Raw genomic sequence first — 14,749 nt, forward strand, 5'->3', positions numbered from 1 at the left:
TGAGGCAAACGATTTTGAAGGTGGCAGATGATGAAGTCTTTGCTTTTTATTCTGATCTTTGCGGATTTTTTTGCGCTTTGCTGCATTTTGGTCCTTTCTCTCTCTTGTCAGAATTATTTTGATTTGGCTTTTCCAAAAAGTCCGCCACGAATCTTTGGGGCCAATCAATCTTCGACCGATGCGGTGGTCTTTTATTATGTCACGCGACTTTTCCTGGTGTGCACTGTTGTCTTGATTTCAATTTACGTAGCAAATATTGTGGGGACCACCACCGACACGGTGACCAACGTCACCTGCGCCGGCTACGGGTCCGCGCAGCGGGCAAGCACATGCAAGCTGGGGGGCGTGCGCCATGCGATCTGAGGACAACACTCCGAAAGCTGATGGCACGGGACCTACAACGGATCGCCCCTCAATTGCTGCAGCGTGGATTGCGTTTGGACTCATTCTGGCGGTGCTGCTGGGCTTTGCTGGGCTCATTGCATACCGACTGCACGTTCAGGTCCCGCCGGCGGATCTGTCGTCGGAATTGCGTCAGGAGCACCCGCTGTTTCCTCCAGGGGTGTCACTCAAGCCGGTGGACCAGCCGGTAATTGGAAATCTGGGGGGCATGCCGGTGACTTTTCCAGCGGGATTTGTGGAGAACGTCGAGTACGAAGGCGATCCTGGGTTTGGTGAGAAGCGCAACGGGCCGAAGCCTGAGCGGACTCACCAACTGGGATTCACCAGCTTGGGATTCAGAGTGCGCTATCCGGAATTCACGGTAATGTCGTACAAGGAGCGTGAAGCAGACCGGCAAAAATTTAGTATCCATAACACACCTTGGTTGGATTTCACGATCACCGCAGGAACATTTTTTGGAGATGGTGAATTCTTGGAGCGGAAGATTTCCTGGATGAATCGTGACAAGAATTTTCAATACGAGAAATTGCCAGGCAAGCAGTTTGGACTTCAAGTCTATACACCCATCGGCGTTGACAAATCATTGCGGAATTATGATTTGAAGAGAGGGTATCAGAGCAGAATAAGTGATCGCGACATGTTCGTTAGTTACGATTCGGCAGGGCGGGTCGATACATTCATCGAATGCAGCAACCGCAATCACGATGCAGCTCCCTGCGAGCAATTCTTCTATCTTGATCCAGCACTTCGAGTTCAATTAACGGTTATGTATCGACGGGGAATGTTGCAGCATTGGCAGGAAATTCAAACATCGACTAAAAAGCTGCTACTCAGTTTCAAGGTTGAAAAATAACCAATCAGGGAAATATTTATGGCAAACGCACTTACTCTCTCAAAACTTGATCAGTACGGGGCCTTGTTGCAAGCTGGGGACGTCGATGGCTTCTACAAAGCCCTAATAGATGAAGGGTACAAATACGCGGGATGGGCGGAAGGAGTCGCTCGAGGTGACACTCTCACAGGTGCATCGGCACGTGAATATTTGAATGGCTCCGCTCTTATGGGGCTCGGGATAGACGCTTGTAAAGATCTGTCTTTTCAGAAAACTGAAAAGATCGTTTATGACATGGCGGACGGTTATTTCAAAACCTTGAGGAACATTGCAGAAAATTCGGAGGGGGTTTTGAATCGGGATGTTAGTTTCAAAGAGACCTACAGTTTTCACGAAAAAGCCTTTAAAGACAACAACTTAGGCATCGATAACTGGACCCTCAAAACCCCCTTCGACATCATCAAAGAAACCCAGGGCGAGCAAGCCGCGGAAGAGCGTTGGGAGAAGCTGCGCGACACCGGCGGTACAGGCTGGGACGGACTTTGGGAGAGCGTTCGCCTGTCGAAGGAGATGGGTCAGCACGCCTTCTCGCCCGACTCCAGCATCAGCGACCGTGCCCGGGAGTGGATGGACAAGGCGCCCGGGACGGCCAATTGGGAGCAGATCAGCCGCGCGATCGGTGCCCTCGGGAAAGCGTTCAAAAACACCCGCATACCTGGCGTCGACATGATCGACCCCATCACGGGCCTGCCCTGGTCGGACATTGATCGACTGGTGGACCAGTTTTTCGACACCGCCCGCGCCTGGCGCCAACCCGTCGACCCCCTGATGCTCGACCTCGACGGCGATGGCTTGGAACTCAAGCGCGCCGATGGCTCCATCCTCTTTGACCACAACACCGACACCATTCGCACGGGCACCGGCTGGATCGGCTCCGACGACGGCATCCTCGTTCGCGACCTCAATGCCAACGGCACGATCGATTCGGGTCGCGAACTCTTCGGCATCGACACGCTCAAGCGCGACGGCAAGAACGCGGTGAACGGCTTCGACGCGCTGGGCGATCTGGATTCCAATGCCGACGGCCAGCTCGATGCCGCCGATTTGGCCTGGGGCTCCCTGCAGGTCTGGCGCGACCTCGACCAGGATGGCGTGACCGATGTCGGCGAGCTTGTGGGGCTCGACGCCTTGGGCATCAACCGCATCGGCTTGAACGGCAGTGCCACCAACATGACCGGCGGCACCCAGGCCGGCACCACGGTCAACGGCAACTTCATCGCCCAGAGCGCCAGCTTCACCCGCGAGGTCGAGGGGGTGCAGGTCACCCGCACCGTCGGCGCCGTCGACCTGGAGTCGAACGCCTTCTACCGCGAGTTCACTGTCGCCGTGCCGCTGACCGAGCAAGCCCGCTCGTTGCCCGGCATGCAAGGCTCCGGCCGCGCTCGCGACCTGGCCGAGGCCGTCAGCCTGAGCCCCGCACTCGGCGTGAGCCTCGCCGCCTTCAGCAGCGCGACGACCCGAGACACCCAGCGCGCCTTGCTCGATGGCCTCCTCACCGATTGGGCGCAAAGCTCGGACTATTGGCAAAGCCTGGAAACCACCCTGGACGGCAACGTCAAGATCAGCGGCCTGCCCACCAGCATGACCGAAGCCCAGTACCGTAACCTCGTGGGCGTGCTGGAGGTCTTCAACGGCGAGCGCTTCTACAGCACCGGCGCCAACGGCACGACCATGACCGCTGGCACCACCAAGACCGGCACCATCGACACGGCAACCAACATCACGCGTGCCGGTTACGGCATCGCCCCGCCAGCCGCCCAGCTTGCGCTGCTGCAGCAAAGCTACGACGCGCTGAAGGAAAGCGTCTACAGCGCCCTCGTGCTGCAGACGCGGCTGAAGCCCTATCTGGACGCCATCGAGCTGACGATCGACGAGAACGGCATCCGCTTCGACACGACGGCACTGGCCAGCCTGCTCGATCAGCCTGTATGGCGAGAACGGCAACGACACGCTCAACGGAGAAGCCGGCAACGACACCTTGCAAGGTGGCGCGGGCGACGACATCCTGCACGGCGGCGCAGGCAACGACATCCTGGCGGGTGGCCGCTACGACACCTGGAACGGGTATTACGACGGCTGGGGCAACGACACCTACCAATTCGGCCGCGGCGACGGGCAGGACCGGATCGTCGACAGGGACACGACCGTGGGCAACACCGATGTCGTGTCCTTGGGCCCGGACGTCTCGGCAGACCAGCTCTGGTTCCGTCAAGTCGGCCGTGACCTGGAACTGAGCATCATCGGCACGAACGACAAGCTCACCATCGGCAACTGGTACGCCGGCAGCGCCAACCAGGTCGAGCAGTTCAAGGTTTCGGACCAGGCGGTGCTGCTCTACAACCAGGTCGACGCCCTGGTCGCCGCCATGGCCGCCTTCGCGCCGCCTGCGCCGGGCCAGACCTCGCTGCCCCCTGACTACCAGACGGCGTTGAACGCGGTGATTGCCGCCAACTGGAAGTAGACGTCCGTCCAAGTGCTGAATCGCCCCCTTGCGCTGTCCGGATGCGACCTCCGGCCCGCGCTCGGCGGCCGTCGCGCGTTCGCGAAGAGAACACAGTTCGATGTCACATGACCCCCTCGACAGCGCCGATCGGCGCCTGGCGATCGTCGAGCCTCCGCCCGCAGCCGCCGCAGAGCCATCCTCCGCTGCCAAGTTCGACACCGGCCTGGCCTGCCTGGTGATGATGGCCCGCCTGCACGGCGTGGCTGCCGACCCCGGCCAACTGGCCCACGAATTCGCGTCGGGCACCGAGTTCGGCGTCACCGACATCCTGCTCGCAGCCAGGCGGCTCGAATTGAAAGCCAAGGCCGTCAGGATCGACATCGCGCGCCTGGGCAAGACACCCTTGCCGGCCGTCGCAGTCGGCACGGACGCCGCAGGCAGGACGCGCTTTTTCATCCTGGCGCGGCTCGATGGCGATCAGGTCCTGGTGCAAGACCCGGCGACGGGCCGGCCCGAGGCCTTCAGCCTGGCCCAACTGCAATCCTGCTGGGCCGGCGAAGCCATCCTGTTCACCTCGCGCGCCTCGATGGCGGATGGTTTGGCCCGCTTCGACTTCACCTGGTTCGTCCCCGCGATCGTGAAGTACCGCAAGCTCCTGGGCGAAGCCCTCCTGGTGAGCCTGGCCCTGCAGATCTTCGCGCTCATCACGCCCCTGTTCTTCCAGGTGGTGATGGACAAGGTGCTGGTCCATCGCGGCCTCACCACCCTGGACGTGATCGCCGTGGGCCTGACGGTGGTGGTGCTGTTCGAGGTCTCGCTCACTGCCTTGCGCAGCTACGTGTTCGCCCACACGACCAGCCGCATCGATGTGGAACTGGGCGCGCGGCTGTTCCGGCACTTGCTCAGCCTGCCGCTTGACTACTTCCACGCGCGGCGCGTGGGTGACTCCGTGGCCCGGGTGCGCGAGCTCGAGAACATCCGCGCCTTCCTGACCGGCAACGCGATCACGCTGGTCCTGGATCTGCTGTTCTCGGTGGTGTTCATCGCCGTCATGCTGCACTACAGCGGCTGGCTGACCCTGATCGTGGCCTTGTCGCTGCCGTGCTACCTCATCCTCTCGCTCGCATTCACCCCCTTGCTGCGCGCCCGCCTGCATGAAAAATTCAATCGCGGTGCCGAAAATCAGGCCTTTCTGGTCGAAACCGTCAGCGGCATCGACACCGTCAAGGCAATGGCCGTGGAGCCGCACTGGACGCGCACGTGGGACAAGCAGCTGGCGGCCTATGTCTCGTCCAGCTTCAGGACTGTGACCCTCGGTACCTTGGCCAACGGCGGCGTGAGCCTCATCTCCAGGCTGGTGACCGTGGCCACGATGTACGTCGGTGCACGCCTGGCGATCGAGGGTCGCTTGTCGGTCGGGCAACTGATCGCCTTCAACATGCTGGCGGGCCAGGTCGCGCAGCCGACGATGCGCCTGGCGCAGCTGTGGACCGATTTCCAGCAGACGGGCCTCTCCGTCCAGCGCCTGGGGGACATCCTGAACACAAGCACCGAGGTGGCCGGCACGCGCAGCGTGCTGCCGCCCCTGGCCGGCCGCATCACCCTGGAAGGCGTGGCGTTCCGCTATCGCCCCGACGGGCCCGAGGTGCTCAAGGGCATCGACCTGGACATCCGCCCCGGCGAGGTGATCGGCATCGTGGGGCGGTCCGGGTCGGGCAAGAGCACGCTGACCAAGCTGATGCAGCGCCTGCACGTCCCGCAACGCGGCCGGGTCCTGGTGGACGGCACGGACCTGGCGTTGGCCGATGCAGGCTCGCTGCGCAGGCAGATGGGCGTGGTGTTGCAGGAGAACGTGCTGTTCAACCGCTCGATCCGCGACAACATCGCGCTGGCCGAGCCCGGCGCGCCGCTGGCGGCCGTGATTCGGGCGGCCAGGCTGGCAGGGGCGCACGACTTCATCGCGGATTTGCCCGAAGGCTACGACACCCCGGTGGGCGAGCACGGCTCGACGCTGTCTGGCGGGCAACGGCAGCGCATCGCCATCGCGCGGGCGCTCATGACCGATCCGCGCATCCTCATCTTCGACGAGGCGACCAGTGCGCTGGACTACGAGAGCGAGCGCGTCATCCGCAACAACATGAAGGCCATCTGCGAGGGCCGCACGGTGATCGTCATCGCGCACCGGCTCTCGGCGGTGCGGGACGCTCACCGCATCGTGGTCATGGACCGCGGCCGGATCGCCGAAAGCGGCAGCCATGCCGAGCTGATGAAGCACGAGGCAGGCCACTACGCGCGGCTTCATCGCCTGCAACAGGCGTGAGCGAGGCCATGGACGCGAAGCCGGGACTTCAAGCCGCCAGGGATCTGTTGCGCCGCTACGCGGTGGCATTTGCCCAGGCGTGGCGCCAGCGGGCGCAGATGGGCACCGTGGATCGCCTGCCGCATGAAGCGCAGTTCCTGCCTGCCGTGCTGTCGCTGCAGGAAAGCCCGGTATCGCCGGCACCACGGGCCGCGATGTGGATCATGCTGTCCTTTGCCCTGGGGGCACTGGTCTGGGCGATATGGGGCCGTGTCGACGTGGTGGCCACCGCGCAAGGCAAGGTGGTGGCCAACGGCGGCACCAAGACCATCCAGTCCCTCGAAACAGCGACCGTGAAGCGCATCCTGGTCAGCGACGGGCAGGCGGTCCGGGCCGGCGACGTGCTGATCGAACTCGACGCCACCGCCGCGCAAGCCGACAAGGACCGCGTGCAAGGCGACCTGGCGGCGGTCCGCCTGCAGGTCGCACGCGCGCAGTCTCTGCTGGCCGCGATCGACAAAGGCATGGTGCCCAGGCTGGCGCGGCCGGAACAGGTGTCGGAACTCCAGTTCACGGACGCGCAACGCCTGCTGGCAGGACAACTGAGCGAATACCGCGCCAGGCTGGGGCGGATCGATGCCGAGGTGGCGCGGCGAGAGGCGGAGCTGCGCACCGCGATGGTCCTCGTGCGCAAGCTGGAGCAAACCGTGCCGATCGCGCAGCAGCGTGCCAGGGACTTCAAGCACCTGGTCGACCAGAACTTCGTTTCCAGGCATGGCTACCTGGAGCGGGAGCAGGCGCGAATCGAACAGGAGGCGGACCTGGCGAACCAGCGGAGCCGCCTCATGGAAATAGAAGCCGCGCTTCGGGAAGCCCGGGGGCAGCGCGAGGAGCTGACCGCAGAGACCCGGCGGATCGCGCTCGACAGCATCGCCGATGGGCAGCAAAAGGGTGCGGCGCTGGAACAGGAGTTCCTGAAGGCCGATTCGCACGGCAAGCTGATGCGATTGAGCGCACCGGTCGACGGCACCGTGCAGCAGTTGGACGTGCACACGATCGGCGGCGTGGTGACGGCCGCGCAGCCGCTGATGGCGATCGTGCCGCGCGACGGCCCGCTGGAGGTGGAGGCTTTCATCGAGAACAAGGACATCGGATTCGTCAAACCCGATCAGGAGGCGGAGGTCAAGGTCGAAACCTTCCTGTACACCCGGTACGGCACGATCCACGCCAGGGTGAACTCGGTCTCGCACGATGCGATCCATGACGACAAGCGCGGATTGATCTATTCGGCGCGGGTGAAGCTGGCCCGGTCCGCCATCTTCGTCGATGGCACGGAGCTCCGGCTCAGTCCCGGCATGGCGGTGTCGGTCGAGATCAGGACGGGCCAGCGGCGCTTGATCGAGTATTTCCTGTCGCCGCTCATGCAGCATGCCGGCGAGAGCTTGCACGAGCGTTGAGCGCAGCCCTATTCGACGATCTCCGCCCCGCGTTCCTCCAGCAGCGCCCGCAGGAAGGACCGATGGCAACGTGCCTCATCCTCGCAGTAGCACCCGATCGAAAACGCGCTCTGGTGCGAGAGCGCGGCCAGCAGATCCAGGCTGCGGCTGGCCTCGGGCTGGGCCATCTCGGACCTGAACTTGCGGCCGAAGGCGGCCCACTCCGACGGCTTGCCGGACGCGATGGCGGCCTGGGCCTCCTTCATGGTCTCGACCGAGGGCGCGAGGTTGGGGTACCAGACGTCGTACCAGTTCTGCGAGGCGAACTCGCTCTTGGGCACGCCGCGCGGCGGGCGGCGCACCGTGCCGATGCGCAGCCCCTCGCCGGGGGCGCGCTCGCTGCCGAGGCGGACGATTCGGATGGCCATGCTTCGACTCCTCCAGGATGAGTTCCGATGTTCACGATGCGACAGGGCCGATCTTCGCCGAGCCGCGATACTCCGCACACCCATTCCCGGAGACCCACGCATGACCGAACGCATCGAATCGATCCGCCACCCCGACGGCGTGGTCGAACTGCAACTCTCGCGCGCCGACAAGATGAACGCGCTCGACCCGGCGATGTTCGACGCCCTGATCGACACCGGCGAGCAGCTGTGCCGCGACGAACGTGTGCGCGCCGTCGTGATCGCCGGACGCGGCAAGGCGTTCTGCGCCGGGCTGGACATGCAGTCCTTCGAGCGCATGCAGCAGGGCACCGGCGGCGGACTGCTCGGGCAGCATGGAGCCGCGGACCTGGCCGAGCGCACGCACGGCATTTCCAACGCGGCGCAGCGGGTGGCCACGGTGTGGCGCGACGTGCCGGTGCCCGTCATCGCCGCCGTGCACGGCGTGGCGTTCGGCGGCGGGCTGCAGGTGGCGCTCGGTGCCGACATCCGGCTGGTCGCGCCGGACACGCGGATGTCGGTGATGGAGATCAAGTGGGGCCTGGTGCCCGACATGGGCGGCATGGTGCTGATGCGCGAACTGGCGCGGACGGACGTGGTGCGCGAACTGTGCTTCACCGGCCGCGTCTTTTCGGGCGAGGAGGCGGTGGCGATCGGCTTCGCGACCCGCGTGTCGGCCGACCCGTTGGCGGATGCCCTGGCGGTGGCACACGAGATCGCGCAGAAGAGCCCGGATGCGATCCGCGCCGGCAAGCGGCTGCTCAACGCGGCCATGGGGCACAGCGCGGCGGAATTGCTCCTGGCTGAATCGGTGGAGCAGAAGCGGCTGATCGGCAGCGCCAACCAGGGGGAGGCGGTGCGCGCCAATCTCGAGAAGCGGGCGGCGCGGTTCGAGCCGCAGGCTTGAGGGGGTGGAGGGGGTGCCGGCGTGAGCCCGGCACGGGCGGAGCTTCAGAGGCCGGTCGCGGCCTTCTGACGGCTCCGAGGGCGCGACGTGAAATCGATGGAGCGGGCGAAGGGAATCGAACCCTCGTATGAAGCTTGGGAAGCTGCCGTTCTGCCATTGAACTACGCCCGCAGCGGCTGCGGATTCTACCTTCAGTCGCGCGCGCCGATCGGAGACGCGTCAACGCGAGCGAAGCCGCGCACGGCGCCAGAGCAGGGCGTACGCACCCAGGTTCAGCAGCACCACGAAGACCCCCATGCCGATCTGCCATTCGCGCGTCAGGTACTCCGGGTAGATCGCCCCGAGCAAATAGTGCTCGACGAAGCCGCCTTCGTAGCCGGACTGGCCGGCAGCGCGGCGCAAGGCGTTCTCCAGCGGCGTCAGCGGGCAGACCTCGCCCGTCCACGAGATCCAGCCGCCCCAGGCCACGGCCGGCAGGTGCAGCACCGCGACCAGCGGCCAGCGCCACAACAGCAGGCCGCCGGCCACGACGAAAAGGATGAAAACGCCGTGCAGCACCAGCACGGCGTCGGCAAGAAGAGCAGCGTGCATGAAGGGCTAAACTCTGGTTGATTCAACCAATTCTGGAGCCGCCGTGCAATCCGTCGGTCTGTTCGAAGCCAAGACCCACCTGAGCGAATATGTCGCCCGCGCCGAGGCAGGCGAGGAGGTGATCATCATGCGGCACAACAAGCCGGTCGCCAAAATCGTCCCCCTGGAGGGCGGCGTCCAGCCCGCCGTGAAGCCGCGGCCCTTCGTGCAGCGGACCTTCAGCCTGGGCGAGGTCGACCCGGCGGTCGACCTGACCCGTCTGAACAAGCTGGCCGGCGAGCTGGAAGACGAGGAACTGATCACCAAGCTGCGCGAGGACCGATGAGACTGCCCGACGTCAACGTGCTGCTGAATGCCGTGTGGTCGGAAAGCCCCCACCACGCGGTCGCCCGTCAATGGCTGGAGGCCTCCATCGCGCGTCCCCAGGGGCTGGGGCTGGCGTGGCTGGCGCTCGTCGGCTTCATCCGCCTTGCCACCCGGCCGGGGCTGTTCGCCAAGCCCCTCCCGGTCGACGAGGCCATGGGCCTGGTCGACGAATGGCTCAGCCATCCGCAGGTGCGCGTTCTTCAGCCCGGTCCGCGCCATGCCGGTATCCTTGGCCGATTGCTGGTGGCCGCCGGCACCGGCGGGAACCTCACCAACGATGCCCACCTGGCCGCGCTGGCGATCGAACACAACGCCGAGGTCGGCACCTTCGACAAAGACTTCAAACGCTTCGCCGGCCTGCGCTTCCAGTTGCTTTCCTGACTTTTCGCCCGTTCCAACATGAACACACCCCCGATCACCGTCGCGGACATCCGCAAGTCCTTCCTCGATTTCTTCGCCTCCAAGGGCCACACGGTGGTGCCATCGAGCTCGCTGGTGCCGGGCAACGACCCGACGCTGATGTTCACCAACTCCGGCATGGTGCAGTTCAAGGACGTGTTCCTCGGCACCGAGAAGCGCCCCTACGTGCGCGCGGCGTCCGTGCAGGCCTGCCTGCGCGCCGGCGGCAAGCACAACGACCTGGAGAACGTGGGCTACACCGCGCGCCACCACACCTTCTTCGAGATGCTGGGCAACTGGAGCTTCGGCGACTACTTCAAGCGCGAGTCCCTCCAGTGGGGCTGGGAACTGCTCACGCAGGTGTACAAGCTCCCGCCCGAGCGGCTGCTGGCCACCGTCTACCAGGAGGACGACGAGGCCTACGACATCTGGACGAAGCAGATCGGCCTGCCGCCCGAGCGCGTGATCCGCATCGGCGACAACAAGGGCGGCCGCTACAAGTCCGACAACTTCTGGATGATGGCCGACACCGGCCCCTGCGGCCCCTGCTCGGAGATCTTCTACGACCATGGGCCCGAGATCCCCGGCGGTCCCCCGGGCAGCCCCGAGGAAGACGGCGACCGCTTCATCGAGATCTGGAACCACGTGTTCATGCAGTTCGACATGCAGCCCGACGGCAGCGTGATCAAGCTGCCTGCCCCCTGCGTCGACACCGGCATGGGCCTGGAGCGCCTCGCGGCCATCCTGCAGCACGTGCACAGCAACTACGAGATCGACATTTTCGACCGCCTGATCAAGGCGGCCGCGCGCGCCACCGGCACCGAGGACCTGTCCAACCCCTCGCTGAAGGTGATCGCCGACCATGCGCGAGCCACCTCCTTCCTGGTGGCCGACGGCGTGATCCCCTCCAACGAGGGCCGTGGCTACGTGCAGCGCCGCATCGTGCGCCGCGCCATCCGCCACGGCTACAAGCTGGGCCGGAAGAAGCCCTTCTTCCACCAGCTGGTGCCGGAGCTGGTCGCGCTGATGGGGGAGGCCTATCCCAAGCTGGTGGCCGACCAGCAGCGCATCACCGACACGCTGAAGGCGGAAGAAGAGCGCTTCTTCGAGACGCTGGCCAACGGCATGGAGATCCTCGACGCGGCGCTGGCCGGCGGTGCCAAGGTGCTGCCGGGCGACGTGGCCTTCAAGCTGCACGACACCTACGGCTTCCCGCTCGACCTGTCGGCCGACGTGTGCCGCGAGCGCGGCGTGGAGGTCGACGCCGCCGGCTTCGATGCCGCGATGGAAAAGCAGAAGGCCGCCGGCCGCGCGGCGGGCAAGTTCAAGATGGACCGCGCCGTCGACTACGGCGGGGCGGCCAACACCTTCACCGGCTACGAGCACCTCGAGGAAAAGGCGCGCGTGCTCGCCCTGTACTTCGAGGGCGCCCCGGTGCAGGAACTGAAGGAAGGCCAGCCCGGCATCGTCGTGCTCGACACCACGCCCTTCTATGCCGAAAGCGGCGGCCAGGTCGGAGACCAGGGCGTGCTGGAGGCCGAGGGCCTGCAGTTCGGCGTGTCCGACACGCAGAAGATCAAGGCCGACGTCTTCGGCCACCACGGCACGCAGACGCAGGGCACCCTCAAGGTGGGCGATGCGGTCACCGCGCGCGTGGACGCGCAGCTGCGCGCCGCCACCATGCGCAACCACAGCGTGACCCACCTGATGCACAAGGCCCTGCGCGAGGTGCTGGGCGGGCATGTGCAGCAGAAGGGCTCGCTGGTCGATGCGGAGAAGACCCGCTTCGACTTCGCCCACAACGCACCGGTCACCGCGGCGCAGATCCTCGAGATCGAGCGCCGCGTCAACGCGGAGATCCTGGCCAACCAGGCCACCCAGGCACGCGTGATGGACATGGAGTCGGCCCAGAAGACCGGCGCCGTGATGCTCTTCGGCGAGAAGTACGGCGAGACCGTGCGCGTGCTCGACATCGGCAGCAGCCGCGAGCTGTGCGGCGGCACGCACGTGCAGCGCTCCGGCGACATCGGCCTCTTCAAGATCGTGAGCGAGGGCGGCGTGGCCGCCGGCGTGCGGCGCATCGAGGCCGTGACCGGCGCCAACGCGCTGGCCTATCTGCAGGACCTGGAGGCCACGGTCGGCAGCGTGGCCGCCACGCTCAAGACGCCGCCGGCCGAAGTGCAGCCGCGCCTGGCGCAGTTGCTGGAGCAGGTGCGCGGCCTGGAGCGCGAGATCAGCGCCCTCAAGGGCAAGCTCGCTTCATCGAAGGGCGACGAGTTGCTGGCGCAGGCGGTCGACGTGGGCGGCATCAAGGTGCTGGCCGCCAAGCTGGACGGCGCCGATGCCAAGACGCTGCGCGAGACCCTGGACAAGCTCAAGGACAAGCTCAAGACCGCGGCCATCGTGCTGGCGGCGGTGGACGGTGCCAAGGTCCAGCTCGCGGCCGGCGTGACGGCCGACAGCATGGGCAAGCTCAAGGCCGGCGAGCTGGTCAACTTCGTCGCCCAGCAGGTGGGCGGCAAGGGGGGCGGCAAGGCGGACATGGCGATGGCCGGCGGGAGCGACCCGGCCGGGCTGCCCGCGGCGCTGGCCTCGGTGCAAGGTTGGGTGGCGCAGCGGGTTTGAGGGCCTTCGCCATGACCCAGAGCCACCCCATCCCCCGCGACATCGTGTCCGCCTTCGCGCCCACCGGGCGGCTGCGCGCCTCCATCAACCTCGGCAACCCGATCCTCGCCAACAAGGATGCGGCCGGCCAGCCGGTGGGCGTGTCCATCGACCTCGCACGCGCCTTCGCCGAACGCCTGGGCGTCGCGTGCGAACTCGTCGTCTTCGACACCGCCGGCAAGTCGGTCGACGCGGTCAAGGCCGAGCAGGCCGACATCGGCTTCTTCGCCATCGACCCGCTGCGCGGGGAGGGCATCCGCTTCACCGCGCCCTATGTGCTGATCGAAGGCGCCTACCTGGTGCGCGATGACTCGCCGCTGAAGGACAACGCCGAGGTCGACCAGCCGGGCCGCAGCGTGATGGTGGGCAAGGGCAGCGCCTACGACCTCTACCTCACGCGCGAACTCAAGGCGGCCACCATCCTGCGCGCGCCCAGCTCGCCGGCCGTCGTCGACGCCTTCCTGGCCGAGAACGCCGAGGTCGCGGCCGGCGTGAAGCAGCAGCTCGAAGCCGATGCCGCGCGCCTGGGCGGGCTGCGGCTGCTGCCGGGCCGCTTCATGGTGATCCAGCAGGCCATGGGCACGCCGGCGAGCCGGGGCGAGGCGGCGCAGGCGGCGCTGGCCGATTTCGTCGAGACGATGAAGGCCAGCGGCTTCGTGGGGCAGGCGCTGAAGCGGCACGGCATCCAGGGCGCCGCCGTGGCACCGGCGCGCGGCGCCTGAAACGCCGGTCCGCGCCTTCCCGCGCTGTCGGCGCACGCCTCTAGCCCGACGGCTTCCGTCCATGTCATAGTGGTTCGGACACGAGGGATCGATCCGGACAATGAAGAGCAACAAACTTGGAGCCTGCCGCTCGAGGGCACGAGGAGGCGCCTGCCGTGCCTGAGGCGACACCGGTCGACGTCCTGGTCATGGGCGCCGGCTCCGTCGGCTGCTATGTCGGCGGCAGCCTCGCATCCGAAGGCGTGCGGGTGGCCTTCGTCGGACGTCCGCGCGTGCTGGACGCGCTGGCCCGGCACGGCCTGGTGCTGACGGACCTGGACGGTGGCGACCGCCGGCTGCGGCCCACGGCGCTGCAACTCTTCGACCACGTCCCCGAGGGCCTGCACCCTGCGCTCGTGCTGCTGACGGTGAAGAGCGGCGCCACGGTCGAGGCGGCGGCCGAGCTGGACGCGGCCTTGCCGCCGCGCACGCCGGTGCTCTCGCTGCAGAACGGCATCTCGAATGCGCACCATGCCGCCCGGGCCGCACCGACGCTGAACGTGCTGCCGGGCATGGTCCCCTTCAACGTCGCGGAACTCGGCCCCGGCCACTTCCACCGCGGCACCCGCGGCCGGCTGGCGGCCCGGCAGGACCCGGCTCTGCGCACCTGGGTCGCCGTCTTCGATCAGGCCGGCCTGGGCCTCGATCTGCATCCAGACCTGCTGCCCGTGCAGTGGGGCAAGCTGCTGCTGAACCTCAACAATCCGGTCAATGCACTCTCGGGTTTGCCGCTGCGCGAGGAACTGCTCGACCGCGGCTACCGGCGCTGCCTGGCCGCGCTGATGGACGAGGCGCTGGAGGCGCTGGAATGGGCCCGCATCCGGCCTGCGCAGCTGGCGGCGGTGCCGCCGCGCCGGATGCCGTCGATCCTGCGCCTGCCCACGCCCTTGTTCCGCTGGGTCGCTGCCCGCATGCTGCGCATCGATGCCCAGGCGCGTTCCAGCATGGCCGACGATCTGGCGCTCGGCCGGCGCACCGAGATCGATGCGCTCTGCGGCGAGGTGGTCCGCCTGGCGCGCGGCAACGGGGCCCGGGCGCCGCTCAATGCCAGGATGGTGGAGCTGGTGGAGGCCTGGCCGCGCAAGCCCGAGCACATGTCGGCGCAGGCACTCATGTCGGCGCTGGGCATCCAGTAGGCGGCGC

Annotated in this window: 13 protein-coding genes and 1 tRNA gene; 11 read left to right on the forward strand and 3 right to left on the reverse strand. The window is 66.2% G+C overall.

Annotation, left to right across the window (positions count from 1 at the left end; translation table 11 throughout):
- Positions 1–27 precede the first annotated feature (27 nt).
- The 5 genes from ABEA07_RS20205 (at position 28) to ABEA07_RS20230 (ending at position 7,493) form a co-directional block, all read left to right on the forward strand.
- Positions 28–363 carry a hypothetical protein gene (locus tag ABEA07_RS20205; protein WP_345540064.1) on the forward strand — a complete coding sequence of 112 codons (336 nt, stop codon included), beginning with the start codon at positions 28–30 and terminating at the stop codon, positions 361–363.
- The gene (locus ABEA07_RS20210) at positions 353–1,255 is read left to right on the forward strand and encodes a hypothetical protein (protein WP_345540066.1); all 903 of its coding nucleotides are present in this window, start codon (positions 353–355) and stop codon (positions 1,253–1,255) included. The genes ABEA07_RS20205 and ABEA07_RS20210 overlap by 11 nt, the downstream gene beginning before the upstream one ends.
- Before the next feature lie 2,203 nt (positions 1,256–3,458).
- Positions 3,459–3,755, forward strand: a complete 297-nt coding sequence (locus tag ABEA07_RS20220) for a calcium-binding protein (protein WP_345540069.1) — start codon at positions 3,459–3,461, stop codon at positions 3,753–3,755.
- Between the two features lie 100 nt (positions 3,756–3,855).
- Positions 3,856–6,057, forward strand: coding sequence for a type I secretion system permease/ATPase (locus ABEA07_RS20225; RefSeq protein ID WP_345540070.1), 2,202 nt, complete (start codon positions 3,856–3,858; stop codon positions 6,055–6,057).
- An 8-nt stretch (positions 6,058–6,065) separates the two neighbouring features.
- A complete protein-coding gene (locus ABEA07_RS20230; protein WP_345540072.1) occupies positions 6,066–7,493 on the forward strand; it encodes an HlyD family type I secretion periplasmic adaptor subunit in 1,428 nt (475 codons plus the stop codon).
- A gap of 8 nt (positions 7,494–7,501) precedes the next feature.
- Here ABEA07_RS20230 and ABEA07_RS20235 read toward each other — a convergent pair whose 3' ends face one another.
- A complete protein-coding gene (locus tag ABEA07_RS20235) occupies positions 7,502–7,900 on the reverse strand; it encodes a DUF488 domain-containing protein (RefSeq protein ID WP_345540073.1) in 399 nt (132 codons plus the stop codon).
- Positions 7,901–8,000: 100 nt separating this feature from the next.
- Between ABEA07_RS20235 and ABEA07_RS20240 the strand changes: the two genes are divergently transcribed.
- Positions 8,001–8,825 (forward strand): crotonase/enoyl-CoA hydratase family protein, encoded by an 825-nt coding sequence (locus tag ABEA07_RS20240; RefSeq protein WP_345540075.1) that lies wholly within the window; start codon positions 8,001–8,003, stop codon positions 8,823–8,825.
- A 97-nt stretch (positions 8,826–8,922) separates the two neighbouring features.
- Here the strand turns inward: ABEA07_RS20240 and ABEA07_RS20245 are convergent.
- Together ABEA07_RS20245 and ABEA07_RS20250 are read right to left on the reverse strand one after the other, a co-directional pair.
- Positions 8,923–8,996: transfer RNA gene (locus ABEA07_RS20245), tRNA-Gly, on the reverse strand.
- Positions 8,997–9,044: 48 nt separating this feature from the next.
- The gene (locus ABEA07_RS20250) at positions 9,045–9,416 is read right to left on the reverse strand and encodes a DUF2784 domain-containing protein (RefSeq protein ID WP_345540076.1); all 372 of its coding nucleotides are present in this window, start codon (positions 9,414–9,416) and stop codon (positions 9,045–9,047) included.
- Positions 9,417–9,459: 43 nt separating this feature from the next.
- On the opposite strand from ABEA07_RS20250, the gene ABEA07_RS20255 reads away from it, so the two are divergent.
- The 5 genes from ABEA07_RS20255 to ABEA07_RS20275 all read left to right on the forward strand — a co-directional run bounded on the left by ABEA07_RS20255 (position 9,460) and on the right by ABEA07_RS20275 (position 14,742).
- Positions 9,460–9,741: a type II toxin-antitoxin system Phd/YefM family antitoxin gene (locus tag ABEA07_RS20255; RefSeq protein ID WP_345540077.1), complete on the forward strand. Its 282-nt coding sequence runs from the start codon at positions 9,460–9,462 to the stop codon at positions 9,739–9,741.
- Complete coding sequence (locus ABEA07_RS20260; protein WP_345540078.1) at positions 9,738–10,163, forward strand: type II toxin-antitoxin system VapC family toxin; 426 nt, start codon at positions 9,738–9,740, stop codon at positions 10,161–10,163. The genes ABEA07_RS20255 and ABEA07_RS20260 overlap by 4 nt, the downstream gene beginning before the upstream one ends.
- 18 nt (positions 10,164–10,181) lie before the next feature.
- Positions 10,182–12,806, forward strand: a complete 2,625-nt coding sequence (alaS, locus tag ABEA07_RS20265) for an alanine--tRNA ligase (protein WP_345540079.1) — start codon at positions 10,182–10,184, stop codon at positions 12,804–12,806.
- An 11-nt stretch (positions 12,807–12,817) separates the two neighbouring features.
- Complete coding sequence (locus tag ABEA07_RS20270) at positions 12,818–13,567, forward strand: ABC transporter substrate-binding protein (protein WP_345540080.1); 750 nt, start codon at positions 12,818–12,820, stop codon at positions 13,565–13,567.
- Between the two features lie 155 nt (positions 13,568–13,722).
- Positions 13,723–14,742, forward strand: coding sequence for a 2-dehydropantoate 2-reductase (locus ABEA07_RS20275; RefSeq protein ID WP_345540081.1), 1,020 nt, complete (start codon positions 13,723–13,725; stop codon positions 14,740–14,742).
- Positions 14,743–14,749 lie beyond the last annotated feature (7 nt).

It is taken from the genome of Variovorax defluvii (assembly GCF_039541515.1).
In the GTDB taxonomy this organism is placed as follows: Bacteria; Pseudomonadota; Gammaproteobacteria; order Burkholderiales; family Burkholderiaceae_C; genus Variovorax; species Variovorax defluvii.